We start from the raw sequence: 20,514 nt of genomic DNA, 5'->3' as shown, positions 1-20,514 counted from the left end.
CGAGCAGCACCATGTCGATCGACGTCAACAACGAGTCCGGAACCGAGGTCGACGAGCAGGCGATCCTCGACATCGCCCGCTACGCGCTCGCGCGGATGCGCATCCACCCGCTCTCCGAGCTCTCGGTGATCGTCGTGGACGCCGACGCCATGGAACAGCTCCACATCCAGTGGATGGACCTGCCGGGGCCCACCGATGTCATGTCCTTTCCCATGGACGAGCTGCGGCCGCCCTCCAAGGACGACGAGGAGCCGCCCCAGGGGCTGCTCGGTGACATCGTGCTGTGCCCCGAAGTGGCCGCCAAGCAGGGGGCGGAGGCGCCCACGCAGCACTCCATGGACGAGGAGCTCCAACTGCTCACCGTCCATGGTGTGCTGCACCTGCTCGGGTACGACCACGAGGAGCCCGACGAGAAGGCCGAGATGTTCGGTCTGCAGGCCGCCATCGTGGACGGCTGGCGTTCGGAGAAGGGCCTGACCGGGCCCTCCCCGGCCCCGACCGTGTCATGAGCATCGCCCTCATCTCCGGTGCGATCGCCCTGGTGGTCGTGGCCTGGCTCGCCGCCTGCGCGGAGGCGGGCCTGGCCCGCGTCTCCAGCTTCCGCGCCGAGGAGGCCGTACGCGTCGGCCGGCGCGGCAGCGAGAAGCTCGCGCTGGTCGCCGCCGATCCGACGCGCTATCTGAACGTCGCGCTGCTGGTCCGCGTGGCCTGCGAGATGGCCGCCGCCGCGCTCGTCACCTACGCCTGCCTCCAGGAGTTCGACAGCACCACCGAGGCGCTGCTGGTCGCGATAGCGGTCATGGTCCTGGTGTCGTACGTCGCCGTCGGGGTCTCCCCGCGCACCATCGGCCGCCAGCACCCGCTGAACACGGCGACGGCGGCGGCGTACATCCTGCTGCCGCTCGCGCGGGTCATGGGGCCGATCCCCTATCTGCTGATCCTCATCGGCAACGCGCTCACCCCGGGCAAGGGCTTCCGCCGCGGCCCGTTCGCCTCCGAGGCGGAGCTGCGCGCGCTGGTCGACCTCGCCGAGAAGGAGCAGCTGATCGAGGACGAGGAGCGCCGGATGGTGCACTCGATCTTCGAGCTGGGCGACACGCTGGTGCGCGAGGTGATGGTGCCGCGCACCGACCTGATCGTCATCGAGCGCTACAAGACGATCCGCCAGGCCCTCACCCTCGCCCTGCGCTCCGGTTTCTCGCGCATCCCGGTCGTCGGGGAGAGCGAGGACGACGTGGTCGGGATCGTGTATCTGAAGGACCTGGTCCGCAAGACGCACATCTCCCGGGACGCGGAGAGCGAGCTGGTGTCGACGGCGATGCGGCCCGCGTTCTTCGTGCCCGACACCAAGAACGCCGGTGACCTGCTGCGCGAGATGCAGAAGGAACGCAATCACGTGGCCGTCGTGATCGACGAGTACGGCGGCACCGCGGGCATCGTCACCATCGAGGACATCCTCGAGGAGATCGTCGGCGAGATCACCGACGAGTACGACCGTGAGCTGCCGCCGGTGGAGGAGCTCGGCGAGGACCGCCACCGGGTGACCGCCCGGCTGGACATCACGGACCTGGGCGAGCTGTACGGCCTCGACGAGTACGACGACGAGGACGTGGAGACCGTCGGCGGGCTGCTCGCGAAGGCGCTCGGCCGGGTGCCGATCGCCGGGGCGTCGTCCGTGGTGGATCTGCCCGACGGCCGTGCGCTGCGGCTGACGGCGGAGGCGGCGGCGGGCCGCCGGAACAAGATCGTGACGGTGCTCGTGGAGCCGGTGGATCCCGTGGAGTCCCCGGAGGAGAAGGAGTCCGAGTGACGCCTCAGGAGCTGCGCGCCTTCTGCCTGTCCTTCAACGCGGCGGTGGAGGACTTCCCGTTCGCTCCGGAGATCTCGGTCTTCAAGGTGCTGGGCAAGATGTTCGCCCTGAGCTGGATGGACGCCCGCCCCCTCAAGGTCAACCTCAAGTGCGACCCGGAGGACGCGGCGCGGCTCCGCGGTGAGCACGAGGGCCTGATCACCCCCGGCTATCACATGAACAAGCGGCACTGGAACACCGTCACGGTGGACGGCGAACTCCCGGACCGTCTGGTCCGGGAGCTCATCGAGGACTCGTACGACCTCGTCGTGGCGGGTCTACCGCGAGCCGACCGGCTCCGCCTCGACCGCCCCTGAGCCGGCCGTCGCCCGCAGGGGCCGCAGGCCGAGTGCGATCAGGGCCGCGGCGGCCAGGACGATCGCCGCGTTCAGCGCGATGACCGTGCGGGTACCGGACAGCAGATCGCCGGCGGTCGTCGCGAGCACGCCCAGCAGCGGGATGCCGACCGTGAGGCCGACCTGCTGGGTCGAGGTGACCAGACCGGTGGCCAGGCCCTGCTCCTCGTCGGGGACGCCGGAGGTGACCGTCAGACCGTAGGAGATGATCGCGCCCAGATGGAACATGCTCGCCACCGAGACGGCGGCCGTGGCGAGCCAGACGGACCAGGTGTGGGCGTTCAGGAACAGCAGGCCCGCGGTGAAGGCGCCCTGGCCGGCCAGCGAGACGACCAGGGTGCGGCGCGCGCCGAGACGGCTGACGACCCTCGGGGTGAGCGAGCCCGCGATCACCGACACGACACCCTGGACACCGAAGACCAGGCCGGTCTCCCACGCCGACAGGTCCAGGATCTCCTGCAGATACAGGGTGAGCACGAAGATCACCGTCGACATCATCGAGAAGGTGACCAGACCGCCCAGGTTGCCCCACGCCACCGTGCGGCGGCGCAGCATGGGCAGGGAGACCAGCGGCTGCCGGGTGCGGGACTCGACGACCGCGAAGGCGGTGAGGAGGGCGATGCCCGCGACCAGGGTCGTGACGACGTCGGCGTGGGCGAAGCCGTGGTCGGCGGCGGTCGTGAGGGCGTAGATCAGGGACAGCAGACCGGCGGTGACGGTGATCGCGCCGGGGACGTCGAGGTGCGGGCGCTCGGGGGTGCGGGACTCGGGCAGCAGGCCGGGCGCGAGCGGCAGCACGACCAGCGCGAAGATCGCGAGCAGGCCCATCGTGGAGCGCCAGCCGAGCGCGTCGGTCAGGACGCCGCCCGCGACCATGCCGATGGTGAAGCCGAGGGACATCAGCGTCCCCGAGATCCCGAGGGCGCGGTCCCGGGCGGGGCCCTCGGCGAAGGTCGTCGTGAGCAGGGACATCCCGGTCGGGACGATCACCGCCGCGCCCAGCCCCTGCAGTGCGCGTCCGGCGAGGAACGACGCCGGGTCCCAGGCGAACGTCGCGAGCACCGAGGCCGCGGCGAACAGGGCGAGGCCGGTGAGGAACAGCTTGCGGCGGCCGTAGAGGTCGCCGATGCGGCCGAACAGGAGCAGGAACCCGCCGGACGGCAGCGCGAACGCCGTGACCGCCCACTGCAGCGCCGACTGGCTCATGCCGAGGTCGGCGCCGAGGACGGGCAGGGCGACGTTCAGGACGGAGAAGTCGAGCGCGACCATGAACTGGGCCGCGCACAGGACGAACAGGACGAGTTTGTCGCGCGTCGACATCCGGGGGGTGTCGAGCGGTGGGGACGAAGGGTGGGTGAGGTCGGTGTCGATCGCCATGGACAAGAGACTGCTGGCGTCGGAATAGCCGTGGGGAGCGGGGAGTTGTGCTGGTGGTGGCACCACCAGGCAACGGGATGAGGGGGATCCGTACGTGTCTCAGGGCACGCTGAAGAGCCAACGGCGGCAGGAACTGCGCGAGTTCCTGATGACAAGGCGGGCCAGGGTGACCCCGGCCGAGGCGGGCCTGCCGGACGGCGGGGCTCGGCGCCGTACGCCGGGGCTGCGGCGCGAGGAGGTCGCCGTGCTCGCCGGGGTGGGTGCCTCCTGGTACCAGTGGCTGGAGCAGGGGCGAGAGATCTCCGTGTCGCCGCAGGTCCTGGACTCGGTGGCGCGGGTGCTGCGGCTGAGCAACGCCGAGCGGCGGCATCTGTATCTGCTGGCCGGGCTGAATCCGCCCGAGCGTGAAGTGGCGCCCGAGAAGCGGGACATGTGCGACGGGCTACGGCGGCTGATCGACGCGTGGATGCCGTATCCGGCGCACATCATGGACCGGTACTACAACGGCGTCCTGTACAACGACGCGGCGGCGACGGTGCTCGGCATGCGTCCCGGCAAGCGGTGGAACTGCCTGATCGACTTCTTCACCGATCCCATGTACCGGGCCCGGGCGAAGAACTGGGAGGAGAACGCCCGGACGGTCGTGGCGCAGTTCCGTGCGGTGTGCTCGGCCTCCCCCGACGACGAGGGGTTCCAGGATGTGCTCGCCGAGGCGAAGGCGTCCAGCCCGGAGTTCTGCGAGCTGTGGGAACGGCGGGACATCGAGGACGCCGGGCAGATCCGCAAAGAGCTGGACCATCCGCTGGTCGGGGTGCTGTGCCTGGAGTCGAGCGTGATGCAGATGCCGGTACGGCCCGATCTGTCGATCGTGCTGCACGCGCCGCTGGACGAGGCGAACACGGCGGCGAAGCTTCAGTGGCTGGCGTCGCCGGAGGGGCGGCGCGGGGCGATGTACCCCGTGGCCGGGTAGGGCGGCTGCCGCTCCGTATGCTCAGGTCATGACCGACAACAGCGCGCTTGACCCCGAGGACCGCAAGATCGTCACCCTGGCCCGTTCCGCGCGGGCCCGCACCGGTGTGCCCGAGGGGGCGGCCGTACGGGACGAGACCGGCCGTACCTATGTCGCCGGGACCGTCGCCCTGGACTCGCTGAAGCTGAGCGCGCTGCGGACCGCGGTGGCGATGGCGGTGGCGTCGGGGGCGAAGTCGCTGGAGGCGGCGGCGGTCGTGACGGAGGCGGAGTCGCCCTCGGACGAGGACCGGGCGGCGGTACGGGACCTTGGCGGGCCGGGGACGCCGGTGCTGGTGGCCGGGCCTGACGGAGTGGTCCGTACGACGGTGACGGCCGGCTGAGGCCCGCGTTCCGGCCTGAGTTCAGGTCCGGGCCGCCCCCGTGATGTGGCTGAGCACGCAGAGCCAGCGGTCGTCGCGCCGTACGAACACGTCGGTCGTCCATTCGTCGGCGTCGAAGCGTTCGCCCCGGTAGTGAGCGGTGTTCGTGACCCGGGCCGTCAGGACCGCCGAGTCGCCGTACACCCGGATCCTGGGCTCCCCGACGAGCCGGAACGCCGAGTGGGTCAGCTCCCCGGACTCGACGTACGCCAGGAACTGCTCTCTGGTGGAGATGCCCGACTCGGAGACGATGACCCAGTCCTCGGCCATGAAGCCGGCGATCCGCGCGGGGTCGTTGGAGACCATCGCCGCCGCCCAGTCGTGTGCGAGGGCGGCGAGCCGGTCGTGCGGCGCACCGTCCGGTCCCCGCGGGGCCGCACTCGCGTCGTCGCTCATGGCCGGATGGTAACCGGAGCCGCCCGGCGGGGCGTCCGCAGCGGAGCCGACGGGCGAGTGTCAGTGCCGGGTGCCACGCTGAAGTCATAGCGGACTGCGGAAGGGCATCGTCATGATCACCACTGACCTCTCCCCCGGCTCCCCCTGTTGGCTCGACCTCGGCTCCCCCGACGTCCGGGCCGCCGCGGCCTTCTACGGCTCGGTGCTCGGCTGGGAGTTCGAGTCCATGGGGGGTGAGGCGGAGGACTTCGAAGGCGGGATGTTCAAGAAGGACGGCAAAACCGTCGCCGGGCTCGGCAGGCTCACCGAGGAGGGGGCGCGCTCGGCCTGGATGATCTACTTCACCGTCACCGACGCGGACGCCACGACGGAGGCGGTTCGCGGTGCGGGCGGCACCGTGCGGGTGGAGCCGCGGGACCTCGGCGACTGGGGTCGGATGGCGCAGTACAGCGACCCGCTGGGCGGGCAGTTCGCCGTCTGGCAGCCGGGGAAGAACGCGGGCTTCGAGCTGGCGGACGAGACGGGGTCGCTGTCGTGGACCGAGCTGTACACGAGCGACGCGGGGGCGGCGCGGGAGTTCTACGGCACCGTCTTCGGCTGGCAGTACAGCGACATGGAGCTGCCGGGCGGCGGGGGCACGTACACCCTCATCACCCCTGCCGATCTGCCCGAGGAGCGTATGCAGGGCGGGCTCATGGAGCTGCCCAAGGAGAACCTCGCGCTGGCGGGCGGGCAGCCTTACTGGCATCCGGTCTTCAATGTCGACGACTGCGACGCCGCGGTCGCCAAGGTCACCGAGAACGGCGGCAGCGTGCAGATGGGGCCGGAGGACGCGGAAGGCGTGGGCCGGCTGGCGGTGTGCCTGGACCCGGCCGACGCGGACTTCGTGGTGCTGAAGCCGGCGCCGGCGAGCTGAGCCCTGCGGGGCATCGCCGCCGGGTCTCGGCCGGGCGCGTCACATGGGCCGGGCGCTGTCACATGGGCCGGGCGCTGTCACATGGGCCGGGCGCTGTCACATGGACGGGCGCTGTCACATGGACCGTCTGAACCCGATCGTCGGCACCGCCCGCCGCAACGGCCAGGGTCTCGCGGCCTCCTCCGGCACCAGGTCCGCCAGGAACGCGTACCGGCGCAGGGCCTCGGGGTCCTGCCGGTCGAGGGACTGCACCTGGCGCCACCAGGCGCCGATCTCCGCCCAGCCGGGGGCCGAGAGGGAGCCGCCGAACTCCTGCACCGAGAGGGCCGCGGTCAGCCCCGCGAAGGCGAGCCGGTCGGCGAGCGGCCAGTCGGCCAGGGTGCCGGTGACGAAGCCGGCGACGAAGACGTCGCCGGCGCCGGTCGGATCGAGGGCCTCGACCGCGATGGCCGGGACCACGGCGGTCTCGCCGGTCCGGCCGTCCACCGCGTACGCACCCTCCGCGCCGAGGGTGACCACGGCCACCGGCACGTACGCCGTGAGGGCATGGGCCGCCTCGCGGGGGCACTCGGCGCCCGTGTAGCGCATGGCCTCCGCCGCGTTCGGCAGGAACGCCTCGCAGTGCTCCAGGTCGGCGAGCCCCGCCAGGTCCCACGCCCCCGTGTCGTCCCAGCCGACGTCGGCGAAGATGCGGGCGCCCTTGCTCGCGGCCTGCGCGATCCACGGGGCCCGCTGTCCCGGCACCAGGGAGGCCACGGCGGCACGCGCGCGGGGCGGGCAGTCCGGTGCCGGCTCCTCGGGGGGCGGCTCGTGGCCGTGGGAGACCATCGTGCGCTCCCCCTCGTACGCCATCGAGACCGTGACCGGCGAGTGCCAGCCCGGCACCGTGCGCGACGGCGAGAGGTCGATGCCCTCGCCGTGCTCCAGCGCGTCCCAGCAGTACTCGCCGTAGTGGTCGTCGCCGAAGGCCGCCGCGAGCGACGTCCGCAGGCCGAGGCGGGCCAGGGCCGTCGCCATGTTCGCCACCCCGCCGGGGCTCGAGCCCATCCCGCGCGCCCAGGACTCGGTCCCGCGCACGGGGGCCGAGTCCAGGCCGGTGAAGATGATGTCGAGGAAGACCGTGCCCGTGAGATACACGTCCCAGGGCGGGTCGGCGGGCGTGCGCAGACCGGTGAGGGGGTCGACATGGGTCCCCTGGGCACGGCGGTACTGGCCCCCGGCCGTGGCCGTCCTGCTCATGGGTGTCTTCCCCATGGCCGCCTTCCCCTGCGGCGAGGGTCCCTTTCCGTTGGGCGCGGTGGGCGTGGTCACGGTGCGCTCCCTGACGTGGTGCTGATCTGGCCAGTGTGCACCACGCCACTGACAACGCCACAGGGATCTCGCCCGGCCCCCCTTACGGGCAGGCCAGGGAGCTCCTACCAGCGAGGCACCGACGGTGTGACCCACCCGGGGTCGGCGACCCGCATCGCGGCCGCGTCGTCGCGGTCCCGCAGCGAGCCGTCGTCATCCAGCCACCGCCGGTGCAGCTCCGCCAGCCGCTCGCGGTCCAGCTCGACACCGAGACCGGGCGCGTCGGGTACGGCGACCTTGCCGTCCGCGAAGCGGAGCCGCTCGGTGAGGACGTCCTCCGACTGCCAGGGGTAGTGGGAGTCGCAGGCGTGGTGGAGGTCCGGCACGGTCGACGCCACGTGGGTCATCGCGGCCAGGGAGATGCCGAGGTGTGTGTTGGAGTGCATGGACACGCCGACGCCGAAGGTGCGGCAGATCGCGGCCAGCTGCTGGGTGTTGCGCAGCCCGCCCCAGTAGTGGTGGTCGGAGAGGACGACCTGCACGGCGTCCTTGGTGAACGCCTCCTTGATCTCGGCGAACGTCGTCACGCACATGTTGGTCGCCAGCGGCACCCCGGCCCGCGCGGCGACCTCGGCCATCGCGGCCGTACCGAGGGTCGGGTCCTCCAGGTACTCCAGGACGTCCCCCAGTTCCCGCGCCACCTTCAGCGAGGTCTCCACGGACCAGGCACCGTTGGGGTCGAGACGCAGAGGGTGCCCGGGAAAGGCCTCCGCGAGCGCCCGTACGGCGGCGATCTCCTCCTCCGGCGCGAAGACCCCGCCCTTGAGCTTGAAGGAGGTGAACCCGTACCGCTCCGTGAACCGCCGCGCCTGCTCGACGACTCCGGCCGGATCGACGGCGGCACCCCAGTCGTCCTTCTCCGCGCGCACGCCCTCCGGATGGTCGGCCCACTTGTAGAACAGGTAGGCGCTGTACTCGACCGCGTCCCGCACCTTGCCGCCGAGCAGCGCGTGCACGGGCAGCCCGAGCGTCTTGCCGAGGGCGTCGAGGCAGGCGACCTCGAAGCCGGAGACGACGGACAGCCGCAGCTTGTCGGCGGTCTGGACACCGCGCAGCCCGCCGACGTCGACCTGGCCGGAGACCCGGGACCGGTCGACGGCCACCTCGTCCGCGATGACGAACAGCCCGTTGAGATCACCGACTTGACGGCCGACCAGCTTCTCCGCGAACGGCCGGGCGAGCTCCAGGTACTTGGTGTCGCCGTACGTCTCACCGACCCCGACGACCCCGCCGGCCGTCTCGAGCTCCACGATCAGGCGGGGCGTGTACGGCTGGTGCACGCCCTGGGTGTTCAGCAGCGGCGGGTCGGCGACCAGGATCGGCGTCAGGCGTATGTCCGTGATGGTGAGGTCCCGGGACACCGTGCGACTCACGCGATCATCTCCCTACGTAGATGTCATCCACGTATGAGAATAGAGATTAGGCAGGCGAAACAGGCCCGTCAATGGCGCAGCCGGACGCCCATCTCTCCACGATTGGTCCGATTACGATCGGCCCATGTCGGAGACAGGCGGCGTCCGCGAGGTGAAGTCCGCGGCGCGGACGGTCGAGTTGCTGGAACTCCTCGCCGCGCGCGGCGACCGTCCGGCACGCCTGCAGGAGCTGGCGGACGAGCTGGACGTGCCGCGCAGCTCCATGTACGCGCTGCTGCAGACCCTGATCTCCCGGGGCTGGGTCCGCACCGACGTCACCGGCTCGCTCTACGGCATCGGCATCCACGCCCTGCTCACCGGCACGACCTATCTGGACTCCGACCCGCGCGTCCGCGTCGTACGCCCGTATCTCGACGAGGCCTCCGACGCGCTGGGCGAGACGATCCACATGGGGCGGCTGGACGGCCCCCACGTGGCGTACCTGGCGACGCGCGAGTCGCACGAATACCTGCGGACCATCAGCCGGGTCGGGCGACGGCTGCCGGCGCACGCGGGAGCCCTGGGGAAGGCGCTGCTGGCGGAACGCCCGGCAGCGGAACTCGCCGACGGCCCGTACGAGGCGCTCACCGCCAACACGCACACCACCCGCGACTCCCTCGCCGCCGACCTCGCCGAGGTGCGGGCGCGCGGCTACTCCGTCGACCGCGAGGAGGGCGTCCTCGGCATCGTCGGCTTCGGCTTCGCCCTGCGCTACGACACCCCGGCCCAGGACGCGATCAGCTGCTCGGTGCCGGTGGCGCGGCTGTCGGCCGGGCACGAGGAGCGGATCGTCGCGGTGATGCGGGGCATCAGGGCGAAGATCGAGGCGACGGTTCCCGGTGCGGGCGGGTCGGTGCACTGGCGCAGGTGAGGGCCGGGCAACGAGCCTGACGGGACGGGATGAAGGCTGCTGGAAGGCCCTCGTCTACCCCTCGTTCCCCATCCCAAACAGAACGTGCCCCACATCACACCCCCCGCGCTTCTTCACCCCTCCCCCTCCTTGATACAAATTCTGCGCGCGTTCCTGTCCGTCGACGGCCTGCGCCCCTCCCCCTCTTGAGCCGCTCCTTTCGCATGCCCTGGGAACGCCCGTGTTCGCCCCCCGCACCACCCCCTGGCCCCTCGTCGCCCTTTTCACGGCCGGGTACCTCGCCCCGTATCTGCTGCCGACGGTCGTCGGCAGGATCGACTCCGGGCTTCCGCTCTCCCCGACCCAGGCGGGCGCCGTCGGCAGCGCGCTGCTGCTGAGCTCGGCGTCGGCGGGCTTCCTCCTGGCGTCCCGCGTGGACCGGATCGGGGCACGGCGGCTGGCCCGCGCCGGCCTCACCCTCGCCCTCCTCGGCTACGGCGGGGCGGCCCTCGCGCACCCGGTACCGGCCGTCGTCCTCGGCATGCTCGTCGGCGGCTTCGGATCCGGTACGGCCACCGCGGTCGCCGCCACCCGCATCGCCGCCCAGCCCGACCCGCACCGGGCCACCACGCTCGGCCTCCTCGGCGTCTCCGCCCTCGCGGGCGCCGTCTATCTGACGGTTCCCCACCTCGGGCCGGGCCACGGTCTCCCGCTCGCCGCGATCGCCCTCACCGCGCTGGCCGTATGGCCGCTGACGGGCCGCCTCCCGGCCGCCACGGCCGGCTCGCGGCAAGGCGGTTGGGACGCATCCCGCCTCCCCCACCGCCGCCAGGGCCTGACCCTCGCCGCCTGCATGCTGTGCTGGTCCCTCGCCCAGAACTCCCTCTGGGGCGTGAGCGGCCGGATCGGACTGACCCAGGCGCACCTGACGGAGGCCACGGTCGGCGTGGTGTTCGCCGTGGCGCTCGGCGCCGGGCTGCTCGGCGTCACCGGGGCGGGCGCGCTCGGCCCGCGCCTCGGCCGCGCACTGCCCATCGGCGCGGGTACGGTCCTCATAGCGGCCTGCATCGCGCTCAGCGCGTCCGCCACCGACCTGGCGACTTTCGCGACCGGCGAGATCGCCTGGAACACGCTCTACCCGATCGTCCTGTCGTACGTCATCGGCCTCGCCGCCTCCCTCGACGGACGCGGCCGCTGGGCGGTGCTCGTCGGCTCGGCGTCGTCGCTGGGCACGGCGGCGGGCCCGCTGACCGGGAGCGTGCTGTCGGCGCAGGCCGGGTTCCCCGTCATGGGGGCGGTGCTGGCGGCCGGGCTGCTGGTGATCGCCGTACCGATGACGGCGGTGGCGCTGGGCAGCCGGCCGCGGAAGACCGTCGGGGCCGCCGAGGTCTTCGAACCCGTGGAGGTCGTCGAGATCCCCCTGGACACCGTCGAGGCCACCCCGGCCGCTCCCGAGCGCCTCACCCCGGCTACCTGAACTCGTAGGCCTCCACCTCGGCCAGGTACCGCGCCCGCAGCTCCTCGTCGTCCTCCAGGAAGGAGGCGAGGAACGAGTTGCGGGCGAGCTCGCGGAGCCGCTCCTCGGTGAGGCCGAGGGTCCGGCGTACGGCGTCGAAGTTGTCGCCCGCGTACCCGCCGAAGTAGGCCGGGTCGTCGGAGTTGACCGTGCACATCAGCCCGGCGTCGAGCATGGCGGGCAGCGGGTGCTCGGCGAGGGTGTCGACGGTGCGCAGCCGTACGTTCGACAGCGGACACAGCGTCAACGGCACCCGCTCCCGCACCAGCCGCTCGACCAGCGCCGGGTCCTCCACGCACCGCAGCCCGTGGTCGACGCGCTCGACGCCGAGGACGTCGAGGGCCTCGGTGATGTAGGCGGGCGGCCCCTCCTCGCCCGCGTGCGCGACGCGCCGCAGCCCGAGCGCGGCGGCGGCCTCGTACACCTCGCGGAACTTCACCGGCGGATGCCCGACCTCGGCCGAGTCCAGTCCGACGCCGGTGATCCGGTCGAGATACGGCTCGGCGGCCCGCAGCGTCTCCATGGCCGACTCGGCGGAGTCGTCGCGCAGGAAGCACATGATGAGCCGGGTGGAGACACCGTGGTCGGCCTCGCTCCGCTCCAGCGCCCGCCACAGCCCGTCCACGACCGTGCCCAGCTCGACGCCCCGCTTGGTGTGCGCCTGCGGGTCGAAGAAGATCTCCGCGTGCCGCACACCCTGGGCGGCGGCGCGGGCGAGGTAGGCGTTCGCGAGGTCCGCGAAGTCCTGCTCGGTGCGCAGGACGGCCATGAGCTCGTAGTACAGGTTCAGAAAGGACTGGAGGTCCTCGAACTGGTAGGCCTTGCGGAGCTCTTCGGTGTCGCCGTACGGCAGCTCGACGCCGTTGCGGGCGGCCAGTTCGAAGGCGAGCTCGGGTTCCAGGGTGCCTTCGACGTGGAGGTGCAGTTCTGCTTTGGGGAGGGGCATCGAAGCATCGTACGGCGAGGTCAGCGCCGCTTCGGCAACGGCACCCGCAGCAGGTCGTGCGCGACCGTCAGCTCCCCGTCGAACCCGGCGTCCCGCGCCTGCCGCTCGAACTCGTCGGGCTCGGTGTAGCGCTGGCTGAAGTGGGTGAGCACGAGATGCCGTACGCCGCACTCGAGCGCGACGCGAGCGGCCTGACCGGCGGTCAGATGGCCGTGCTCGGCGGCGAGTTCGATGTCCTCGTCGAGGAAGGTGGACTCGATGACGAGCATGTCGCAGCCCTCGGCGAGGGCGTACACGCCGTCGCACAGCCGGGTGTCCATGACGAACGCGAACCGCTGCCCGCGCCGGACCTCGCTGACGTCCTGGAGCGAGACTCCGCCGAGCACCCCTTCCCGCTGGAGCCGCCCCACGTCCGGCCCCTTGATGCCGTGCGCGGCGAGGCGCTCGGGCAGCATGCGGCGGCCGTCGGGTTCGACGAGGCGATAGCCGTACGACTCGACGGGGTGCGAGAGGCGGGCGGTGTGCAGCGTGTAACCGCCGGTGTCGGCGATGACGCCGTCGGCGCTGACCGGGACCTGCGTGATGTCGACGGTCTCGCGGTAGGCGGTGGCGTACCGCAGCCGGTCGAAGAAGCGCTTCCCGGAGCGCGGGTAGTGGGCGGTGACCGGGTGCGGGACCTTGTCGAGGTTGATCCGCTGGATGACCCCGGCGAGTCCTAGGGAGTGGTCCCCGTGGAAGTGGGTGATGCAGATCCGGTTCAGGTCGTGGGCGGCGACACCGGCGCGCAGCATCTGCCGCTGGGTGCCCTCGCCGGGGTCGAAGAGGATGCCCTCGCCGTCCCAGCGCAGGAGATATCCGTTGTGGTTCCGGTGCCGGGTCGGGACCTGGCTCGCGGTCCCGAGGACGACCAATTCACGTACGGACACGGTGACTTCGGCTTACTTCCGGTTGCGCGGGTTATCCGGGGGGCCACTGCATGCCACGGCCGCCGAGGACGTGCGCGTGGGCGTGCCAGACGGTCTGCCCGGCTCCGGCGCCGGTGTTGAAGACGATGCGGTAGCTCTCCAGCTTGTCCTCGTCGGCGACGGCCTGGGCCTCCCGCAGGACGTCCGCGGCGAGCGTCGGGGCGCCGGTGGCGAGGGAGGCGGCGTCCGGGTAGTGCGCCTTGGGGATGACCAGGACGTGGGTGGGCGCCTGGGGGTTGATGTCCCGGAACGCGACGGTCGTGTCCGTCTCCCGCACGATCGTCGCCGGGACGTGCCCTTCGACGATCTTGCAGAACAGGCAGTCGTCCTGCGGCTCCCCTGCCATGGTCCCTCCGGGGGTTGGGCCGGTTTGGTTTACGGGGGGCATCGTATCGTCGTCGGCTGCGGCTGCGTTGGGGTTGATCGCGCCCCGCGGCGGAGCCGCATATCGATACAGCCCCGCGCCCCTTACGTCGGCAAACTGGGCGGCGTTTTGGCCGGCCGCTCCTCCAGCCTCTCCAGAGCGATGCGGATCGCCTCGTCCAGTTGTGTGTCTCTCCCCGCCACATAGTCCTGCGGGCGCTGTACCACCTCCACGTCCGGGTCCACCCCGTGGTTCTCCACGTCCCAGCCGTAGCCCTCCAGCCAGATGGCGTACTTCGGCTGGGTGATCAGCGTGCCGTCGACCAGGCGGTAGCGGCTGTCGATGCCGATCACGCCGCCCCATGTGCGCGTGCCGACCACCGGGCCGAGCCCCAGTGCCTTGATCGCCGCGTTGACGATGTCGCCGTCGGAGCCGGAGAACTCGTTCGCCACCGCCACCACGGGTCCCCGGGGAGCGTCCTCCGGGTAGCTGTACGGGCGCATTCCGCGGGGCAGTCCCCAGCCGACGATCCGGCGGGCCAGCTTCTCCACGACCAGCTGCGAGGTGTGGCCGCCGCCGTTTTCGCGCACGTCCACGACGAGGCCTTCCCGGGCCACCTCGACGCGCAGGTCGCGGTGGATCTGGGCCCAGCCGGGTGCCTGCATGTCGGGTACGTGGAGGTAGCCGAGCCGTCCGCCGGACTTCTCGTGGACGTAGGCGCGGCGGTCGGCGACCCACGCGTGGTACCTGAGCGGCTGCTCGTCGGCGATCGGGATCACGACCGCATGCCGTACGTCTCCGCCGCCCGCCGGCGAGATCGTCAGCTCCACCGCCTTGCCGGCCGTGCCGACGAGCAGCGGCCCGGGCCCGGTCACCGGGTCCACCGGGACACCGGCGACGGCCACGATCGCGTCGCCGGCCCGCACCGCGACGCCCGGCGCGGCCAGCGGCGCCCGGGCCTCGGGGTCGGAGGTCTCCGAGGGCAGGATCCGGTCGATGCGCCAACTCCCGTCGGGGTGGCGGGAGATGTCGGCGCCGAGGAGGCCCTGCCGGGCTCCGCCGCCGTAGCCGCCGCGCGGCGAGACGTAGGCGTGCGAGGTGCCCAGCTCGCCCTGGACCTCCCACAGCAGGTCCATCAGGTCGTCATGGGTGGCCACCCGGTCCACCAGCGGGCGGTAGCGGTCCAGGACGCCCGTCCAGTCCACGCCGCTCATGTCCGGCCGCCAGAAGTGGTCGCGCATGATGCGGCCGGTCTCCTCGAACATCTGCCGCCACTCGGCCGACGGGTCGACCGTCTGGCGTACGCGGGAGAGGTCCACGGTGATGTTCGTGTCGCTGTCCTCGTCGCCGGAGGCCCGCCGGTCGCTGGGCACGACCTTGAGCCTGCCGTCGGTCCACAGCAGCACCCGCTTGCCGTCGCCGCTGACCTCGAAGTGGTCGGCGTCGTCGGCGAGATGCTCCACGCGCCGCTGGACGAGGTCGTAGCGCTCCAGCTCGGTCTTGGGCTCGGGGTCGTCGGGCGTGGCCCGGGAGGCGCCGAGGGCACCGCGCACGGGGTGGCGCAGCCACAGCACGCCGTCCTTCGCGGCCCGCAGATTGGTGTAGCGGGCGGCCTCGACCGGGAACGGCACGATCCGGTCGGCGAGCCCTTCGAGGTCGATACGGGTGGTGGGGGCGCCCTCGCTGTCGGGCGTCTCGTCCTTGTCGGGCGCGTCGAAGGGGCGGCCGTGCCGCTGCGGGCCGAAGGGGGACGGCGTGGTCGCCGCCAGGGTGATCAGGTGGGGGCGGGAGCCGACCACGAAGGCGAGGTCGAAGACGTGCTCGTCGTAGACCGGGTCGAAGGCCCGCGTCGACAGGAACACCAGGTGCTTGCCGTCCTGGGTGAACGCGGGCGCGTAGTCCTGGAAGCGGAGCGGGGTCGCCTCGGAGACCGACAGGTCGGTGGTGTTGGCGAGCTTCAGCTGGCACAGCGGGCGCGGGCCGGGGTGCGACCAGGCGAGCCAGGCCGAGTCGGGCGAGAAGACAAGGCCGGACACGTCGCCGTCCGCGCTGCGGTCGACCTCGCGGACCTCGCCGGTCTCCCGCTCGACGAGCAGTACCCGACCGTCGTGCGCGGCGACCGCGGCCCGGCTGCCGTCGGGCGCCATCGCGAGCCCCAGCACCCGCCCGAGCTGCCCGGCGGCGAGCCTGCGCGGCGTGGCCCCGGGCGCCAGTCCGGTCGCCGGCGCGAACTCCAGCGCGTCGTCGCCCTCGGCGTCCGTCACCCAGACGACCCACTCCTCGCCCTCCGCCCGGAAGGTGCGGGGCCGCCGGGCCCGTACGCCCGGCTCGGCGGCGAGCGTACGGGCGGGACCGGACCGGTGGGTGACCCAGTGCACGGCGCCCCGGACGGCGACGGCGCTGCCGCGCGCGGTGTGGTCCGGAGCCGCCGACCCGAACCAGCGGGCGGCGTCCACCGGGAACGGCTGCCGGTCGGTGCGCTGCCCGCCGAGCCGGATGTCGAGCCTGCGCGGCTCGGCCCCGTCGAGGTCGTCGAGCAGCCACAGGTCACCTGCCGAGGCGTACACGACGCGGGTGCCGTCGCTCGCGGCGTGCCGGGCGTAGAAACCTCCCCCACTCTCGAATTCGCTCGAGCGGGAGGTGCCCCCACCAGGCGTGTGCCGTCGTAGGTCCGACCCGTCCGCGAGGGAGGAGTACACCGCCCCGACGCCCTCGTGGTCGGAGAGGAAGGCGATGCGCTCGCCCGCCCACACGGGGTACTCGATGTTCCCGTCCAGCTCCGCGTGCAGCCGTACGAAGTCCCCGGTGCCCTCCGGGTCGATCCACAACTTGCCCGCCGTACCGCCCCGGTAGCGCTTCCACCGGGCCGCCTCCAGCCCCATGGGCGCGGACGCGAGCACCAGCTTCGGCCCGTACACGACGTCGGCGACGGGGCCGTAAGGCAGCGGCGTGGCCGGTCCGCCGTCGAGCGGGACGGTGTGGGCCCAGGTGCGGCGGCTGCCCGCCTGGCCGTGGCTGCTGATCGCGAGGACGTGGCCGTCGGGGGTCCAGCCGCGCACCCGGGTCTGCCAGCTGCCCCAGTGGGTGAGCCGCCGCGACGGGCCGCCGTCGACCGGCGCGATGTGTACCTCGGGGGCGCCGTCGCGGGTGGAGGTCCAGGCGACGGTCGTGCCGTCGGGCGAGATGCGCGGCAGACTCACCGGCACGTTGTCGGCGCTGACCCGCCAGGCCCGGCCGCCGTCGAGCGGGGCGAGCCAGACGTCGTCCTCCGCGGTGAAGGCGACCAGGTCGCCGTGCGGATGCGGATAGCGGAGGTAGGCGGGCGCGGGGGGTGCGGCCGAGGGCGAGACGGACGTCGCGGTCTGTGTCACCCGATCACCCTAAGCAAGGGCGGCGGCCGGGGACAGGCCTTTGGATCACTTGGATCGCCTGTCCGAACTCCCCCTCCAGAGCGGTCACTTGCCCTCCGGCCAGCAGTTCGGGTGCTGCTTGCAGTAGACGGTCTTGGTGACGGTCACCGTGACGGTGGGCCCGGGCTGCTGTCCGCCTCCCGGATTGACGGGCGAGGGCGTGGCGTCGCAGTTGCCCAGCCCGTTCACGTTGAACCATTCCTTGCCGTCGATCTTGGCGACGAGGTGCCCGCGGACACAGGACCCGCTGACGGCCCGGGTGATCCGGCCGGTGACGGTGATGTCCTTGCCGTCCTTGGTCTCGCCCTCGCAGTCGACCTTGACGACGGTGTTCTCGGTCGCGGTCGGCGCGGCGGAGCCGCCCTTGCCGCCCTCGTACGATCCCGTGCAGTTGAGCCACTGCACGTCGGCCTTCTGCCGCTCCAGCTCCTCGGTCACCGTCTGGTCGGTCGTGAACGCCACGGTCGCGCTGCTCAGCCCGCCCGGATCACAGGCCACCACACCGCCGACGACGACCACGACGACCCCCGCCGCACCCGCCACCCGCACCCCGTGAGCGCGACGACCGGCGACACGGCTGCGCCCCGTGTGACCTGTGCGACCCCAAACCCTCCTGAATGCCCCCATGGACGGCAGCCTGCCACTGTCCCGGCCGACGCGGTAGGGCGCATACGGCCACTCCCAGCTCGCGCACGTCACGGAAAACCCCGGGATCCGGCGGTGCCCGGCACCGTAACGTGACGGGATGCGATCCGACCGCCGACTGCGCAGGCTCGTCGTGGACGAGCGGACGACGTACCTCTGGAGTGTCCGGCACAAGCACCGGGACGGTGACGTCTGCCGGGAGGTCCTCAACCTCTACCGGGACGGCACCCGCACCCGGATCGTGTTCCGGGAGGGCGGGGCGGGCTCGGGCCGCGTCGTCGCCGAGGGCTACTTCTTCTCGGGCTGTGTCGCCGACGGCCCCGGCAACGCCCTCAACCTGCGCGAGCCCGGCGTCGTACGGGCCCTCGTCGACGAGGCGGAGGCACGCGGACTGCTGCCGGGCGGCGGGGAGCTCGACGGCTGGGAGCTGTTCCCGGCGGCCGCCGAGGCGGTCGGCCTCAGGCGCGCAGCAGCAGCCACTCCTGCAGCTCCACCAGGTTGCCCTCCGGGTCCTTGAGGTGGGCGACCCGCATGCGGTCGGTCATCGGGGCGGGGCCGTGCAGGAGGGTCGCGCCGTGGGAGGTGATCCGGGCGCAGTAGGCGTCCAGGTCGTCCACGCGCAGCACCACCAGGGAGCGGTGACCGTCGGGGGCTTCGCCGAGTTCGCCGAGGATCTCGGCCATCATGGCCCGGTCCTGCAGCGCGATGCCGGCCGAGCCGACGGTGGGGCTGAACTTCTCGTACGGCCCGTTCACCGCCCCGGACTGCGGCTTGAGGCCGAGGACGTCGGCGTAGAAGCGGTAGCAGGTGGCGAAGTCGGTGACGAGGAGCCGGACTTGGGCGAGTTCCACGACGTTCCCCCCGGTGTCGGGTTCAGGACCAGCGGCCGGTGCGGCCGAGGAGCAGGGCCGCGGCGGCGGTCCCCGCGGTCGAGGTACGCAAGACGGTGGGCCCCAGCACACAGGTCCTGGCGCCGGCCTCCTCGAAGAGCGCCAGCTCGTCCTTCGACACGCCCCCTTCGGGGCCGACGACCAGCACGATCTCGCCTTCCGAGGGAAGTTCGGCGGTGGCGAGCGGTTCGCTGTCGTGCTCGAAGTCGGAGTGGAGTACGGCGGCGAAGTCGGCATTGGCGAGAAGTGCAGCAACCTGCTTGGTCGTCGCCGCGTCCGCGACCTGCGGGAAGCGCACCCGGCGTGACTGCTTGCCGGCCTCGCGGGCGGTGGCCCGCCACTTGCCGAGCGCCTTCAGGCCCCGGTCGCCTTTCCACTGGGTGATGCAGCGGGCCGCCTGCCAGGGCACGATGGCGTCGACGCCGACCTCGGTCATGGTCTCCACGGCCAACTCGCCCCGGTCGCCCTTGGGGAGGGCCTGGACGACGGTGATGCGGGGCTGCGGCGGGGGCTCCTCGGAGACCGACGTCATGTGGACGATCAGCCGGTCCTTGCCCTCGGTGTCGATCACGTCGCACACCGCGTAGCGTCCGGAGCCGTCGGTGAGAACGACCTCCTCGCCGGGCTGGAGCCGCTTCACGGAGACGGCGTGGCGGCCCTCGGGCCCGTCGAGCACATACCGGCCTCCACGGCCCGCGTCGAAGTGCTCGACCACGAACACCGGCGCCGTCATCGCCGCCCCCCGATGCCCGACAACGCTGTCGCCGCGGCGTCCAGTTCGGCGGCCAGTACCTCCACCAGCTGCCCGGCGGGCAGTTCACGGGCCATCCGGTGCCCCTGACCCGCCCACAGCGCCATGCCCTGCGGGTCGCCGGACGCGGCGGCCTTCTTGCGCAGCGGGGAGGTGAGGTGGTGGACCTCGGGGTAGGCGGCGGGGGCGTACGGACCGTGTTCGCGCAGGAAGCGGTTGACGAGGCCGCGGGCCGGCCGTCCGGAGAACGCGCGCGTCAGCTCGGTGCGGGCGAACAGGGGGTTGGTCAGCGCCTGCTTGTGCAGGGTGTTGGCGCCGGACTCCGGGGTGGCGAGGAACGCGGTCCCCAGCTGGGCGGCACTGGCGCCGGCCGCGAGCGCGGCGGCGATCTGGCTGCCGCGCATGATGCCGCCGGCGGCGACGATGGGCAGACTCACGGTCTCGCGGACCTGGGCGATGAGCGAGAGCAGCCCGATGCCGGTGCCGTCGGTCTCGGGATTGTCGCGGTGAGTGCCCTGATGGCCGCCCGCCTCGACACCCTGCGCGATCACGGCGTCGGCACCGGCCCGCTCCACGGCGAGCGCCTCGTCAGGTGTGGTGGCGGTGACCAGCGTGAAGGTTCCGGCACGCCGCAGGGACTCCAGCACATCGCCGCTGGGCACGCCGAAGTGGAAGGAGACGACCGGCACCGGATTGTCGAGCAGCACGGCCAGCTTGGCCTCGTACCCGTCGTCCCGCCCGCTGTCCGGGTCCCCGAGCTCGGTCTCGTACCAGGCGGCCTCGCCGGCCAGCTGATGCGCGTAGACGTCGACGGCCGCGGCGTCGGCATGGTCGGGCTGCGGCATGAACAGGTTGACCCCGAAGGGCCGCGTGGTCAGCCCCCGCAGCTGCTTGATCTCCTGGTACATCCCGTCGGCGGTCTTGTACCCGGCGGCGAGGAACCCCAGCCCACCGGCCTCGGCCACGGCAGCGGCGAGCGGCGGCACGGAGACGCCGCCCGCCATGGGGGCCTGCACGATCGGATGGGGGAAGAGATCGGTCAGTGCGGAGGACATGACGGCATGTTGTCACGTCCCCCGAACAAGTCCGAATCGGCCCTTCCCCTTGGCGTAGGCCGGGGGCGCCCCGCT

At 72.2% G+C, this 20,514-nt stretch carries 21 protein-coding genes; 9 read left to right on the top strand and 12 right to left on the bottom strand.

Features of this window, described 5'->3' with window-relative positions; genetic code table 11:
* The first annotated feature begins 11 nt into the window (after positions 1-11).
* From ybeY to ACIBAG_RS08730, 3 genes are read left to right on the top strand one after another with little or no spacing between them, the layout of a single operon-like run.
* The gene (ybeY, locus tag ACIBAG_RS08740; protein WP_399102528.1) at positions 12-509 is read left to right on the top strand and encodes an rRNA maturation RNase YbeY; all 498 of its coding nucleotides are present in this window, start codon (positions 12-14) and stop codon (positions 507-509) included.
* Complete coding sequence (locus ACIBAG_RS08735; RefSeq protein WP_399102526.1) at positions 506-1,810, top strand: hemolysin family protein; 1,305 nt, start codon at positions 506-508, stop codon at positions 1,808-1,810. The genes ybeY and ACIBAG_RS08735 overlap by 4 nt, the downstream gene beginning before the upstream one ends.
* Entirely contained in the window at positions 1,807-2,166 is a 360-nt protein-coding gene (locus ACIBAG_RS08730) for an MmcQ/YjbR family DNA-binding protein (protein ID WP_399102524.1), read from the top strand. Before ACIBAG_RS08735 ends, ACIBAG_RS08730 begins: the two co-directional genes overlap by 4 nt.
* On the opposite strand, the gene ACIBAG_RS08725 is transcribed toward ACIBAG_RS08730, so the two are convergent.
* Positions 2,128-3,582, bottom strand: a complete 1,455-nt coding sequence (locus tag ACIBAG_RS08725; RefSeq protein ID WP_399102522.1) for an MFS transporter — start codon at positions 3,580-3,582, stop codon at positions 2,128-2,130. The two genes, ACIBAG_RS08730 and ACIBAG_RS08725, sit on opposite strands and share 39 nt — an antisense overlap.
* A 148-nt stretch (positions 3,583-3,730) precedes the next feature.
* Between ACIBAG_RS08725 and ACIBAG_RS08720 the strand changes: the two genes are divergently transcribed.
* Complete coding sequence (locus tag ACIBAG_RS08720) at positions 3,731-4,552, top strand: helix-turn-helix transcriptional regulator (protein WP_399103289.1); 822 nt, start codon at positions 3,731-3,733, stop codon at positions 4,550-4,552.
* A gap of 28 nt (positions 4,553-4,580) precedes the next feature.
* Complete coding sequence (locus ACIBAG_RS08715; protein WP_399102520.1) at positions 4,581-4,934, top strand: cytidine deaminase; 354 nt, start codon at positions 4,581-4,583, stop codon at positions 4,932-4,934.
* A gap of 21 nt (positions 4,935-4,955) precedes the next feature.
* Here ACIBAG_RS08715 and ACIBAG_RS08710 read toward each other — a convergent pair whose 3' ends face one another.
* Positions 4,956-5,369 carry a nuclear transport factor 2 family protein gene (locus tag ACIBAG_RS08710; protein ID WP_399102518.1) on the bottom strand — a complete coding sequence of 138 codons (414 nt, stop codon included), beginning with the start codon at positions 5,367-5,369 and terminating at the stop codon, positions 4,956-4,958.
* Positions 5,370-5,481: 112 nt separating this feature from the next.
* Here ACIBAG_RS08710 and ACIBAG_RS08705 point away from each other — a divergent pair, with 112 nt between their 5' ends.
* Positions 5,482-6,285: a VOC family protein gene (locus tag ACIBAG_RS08705; protein ID WP_399102516.1), complete on the top strand. Its 804-nt coding sequence runs from the start codon at positions 5,482-5,484 to the stop codon at positions 6,283-6,285.
* Between the two features lie 114 nt (positions 6,286-6,399).
* Here ACIBAG_RS08705 and ACIBAG_RS08700 read toward each other — a convergent pair whose 3' ends face one another.
* Positions 6,400-7,524, bottom strand: coding sequence for a carbohydrate kinase family protein (locus tag ACIBAG_RS08700; RefSeq protein ID WP_399103286.1), 1,125 nt, complete (start codon positions 7,522-7,524; stop codon positions 6,400-6,402).
* Between the two features lie 176 nt (positions 7,525-7,700).
* Positions 7,701-8,996 (bottom strand): glucarate dehydratase family protein, encoded by a 1,296-nt coding sequence (locus ACIBAG_RS08695; protein ID WP_399103284.1) that lies wholly within the window; start codon positions 8,994-8,996, stop codon positions 7,701-7,703.
* Positions 8,997-9,132: 136 nt separating this feature from the next.
* Here ACIBAG_RS08695 and ACIBAG_RS08690 point away from each other — a divergent pair, with 136 nt between their 5' ends.
* Together ACIBAG_RS08690 and ACIBAG_RS08685 are read left to right on the top strand one after the other, a co-directional pair.
* Positions 9,133-9,918: an IclR family transcriptional regulator gene (locus ACIBAG_RS08690; RefSeq protein ID WP_399102514.1), complete on the top strand. Its 786-nt coding sequence runs from the start codon at positions 9,133-9,135 to the stop codon at positions 9,916-9,918.
* A 220-nt stretch (positions 9,919-10,138) separates the two neighbouring features.
* Positions 10,139-11,374: an MFS transporter gene (locus tag ACIBAG_RS08685; protein ID WP_399102512.1), complete on the top strand. Its 1,236-nt coding sequence runs from the start codon at positions 10,139-10,141 to the stop codon at positions 11,372-11,374.
* Here the strand turns inward: ACIBAG_RS08685 and ACIBAG_RS08680 are convergent.
* From ACIBAG_RS08680 to ACIBAG_RS08660, 5 genes are all read right to left on the bottom strand, one after another.
* Complete coding sequence (locus ACIBAG_RS08680; RefSeq protein ID WP_399102510.1) at positions 11,367-12,359, bottom strand: adenosine deaminase; 993 nt, start codon at positions 12,357-12,359, stop codon at positions 11,367-11,369. The two genes, ACIBAG_RS08685 and ACIBAG_RS08680, sit on opposite strands and share 8 nt — an antisense overlap.
* A 20-nt stretch (positions 12,360-12,379) precedes the next feature.
* Positions 12,380-13,285 (bottom strand): ribonuclease Z, encoded by a 906-nt coding sequence (locus ACIBAG_RS08675; protein ID WP_399102508.1) that lies wholly within the window; start codon positions 13,283-13,285, stop codon positions 12,380-12,382.
* Between the two features lie 31 nt (positions 13,286-13,316).
* Positions 13,317-13,670: a histidine triad nucleotide-binding protein gene (locus tag ACIBAG_RS08670; RefSeq protein WP_399102506.1), complete on the bottom strand. Its 354-nt coding sequence runs from the start codon at positions 13,668-13,670 to the stop codon at positions 13,317-13,319.
* A 122-nt stretch (positions 13,671-13,792) separates the two neighbouring features.
* Positions 13,793-17,059 carry a S41 family peptidase gene (locus tag ACIBAG_RS08665; RefSeq protein WP_399102504.1) on the bottom strand — a complete coding sequence of 1,089 codons (3,267 nt, stop codon included), beginning with the start codon at positions 17,057-17,059 and terminating at the stop codon, positions 13,793-13,795.
* An 84-nt stretch (positions 17,060-17,143) separates the two neighbouring features.
* Positions 17,144-17,641 carry a hypothetical protein gene (locus tag ACIBAG_RS08660; RefSeq protein WP_399102502.1) on the bottom strand — a complete coding sequence of 166 codons (498 nt, stop codon included), beginning with the start codon at positions 17,639-17,641 and terminating at the stop codon, positions 17,144-17,146.
* A 202-nt stretch (positions 17,642-17,843) separates the two neighbouring features.
* Here ACIBAG_RS08660 and ACIBAG_RS08655 point away from each other — a divergent pair, with 202 nt between their 5' ends.
* Positions 17,844-18,260: a hypothetical protein gene (locus ACIBAG_RS08655; protein ID WP_399102500.1), complete on the top strand. Its 417-nt coding sequence runs from the start codon at positions 17,844-17,846 to the stop codon at positions 18,258-18,260.
* Here ACIBAG_RS08655 and ACIBAG_RS08650 read toward each other — a convergent pair.
* The 3 genes from ACIBAG_RS08650 to ACIBAG_RS08640 are packed head-to-tail and all read right to left on the bottom strand — an operon-like array spanning position 18,202 to position 20,439.
* Positions 18,202-18,594, bottom strand: a complete 393-nt coding sequence (locus tag ACIBAG_RS08650) for a VOC family protein (RefSeq protein ID WP_399102497.1) — start codon at positions 18,592-18,594, stop codon at positions 18,202-18,204. The two genes, ACIBAG_RS08655 and ACIBAG_RS08650, sit on opposite strands and share 59 nt — an antisense overlap.
* 22 nt (positions 18,595-18,616) lie before the next feature.
* Positions 18,617-19,366, bottom strand: coding sequence for a 16S rRNA (uracil(1498)-N(3))-methyltransferase (locus tag ACIBAG_RS08645; protein WP_399102495.1), 750 nt, complete (start codon positions 19,364-19,366; stop codon positions 18,617-18,619).
* The gene (locus ACIBAG_RS08640) at positions 19,363-20,439 is read right to left on the bottom strand and encodes a nitronate monooxygenase (RefSeq protein WP_399102493.1); all 1,077 of its coding nucleotides are present in this window, start codon (positions 20,437-20,439) and stop codon (positions 19,363-19,365) included. Before ACIBAG_RS08640 ends, ACIBAG_RS08645 begins: the two co-directional genes overlap by 4 nt.
* Positions 20,440-20,514 lie beyond the last annotated feature (75 nt).

Origin of the sequence: Streptomyces sp. NPDC051243 (assembly GCF_044455405.1) — a bacterium.
In the GTDB taxonomy this organism is placed as follows: domain Bacteria; phylum Actinomycetota; class Actinomycetes; order Streptomycetales; family Streptomycetaceae; genus Streptomyces.
The sequence above is the reverse complement of the archived record's forward strand: the minus strand, read 5'-3'. Positions and strand labels throughout refer to the sequence as shown.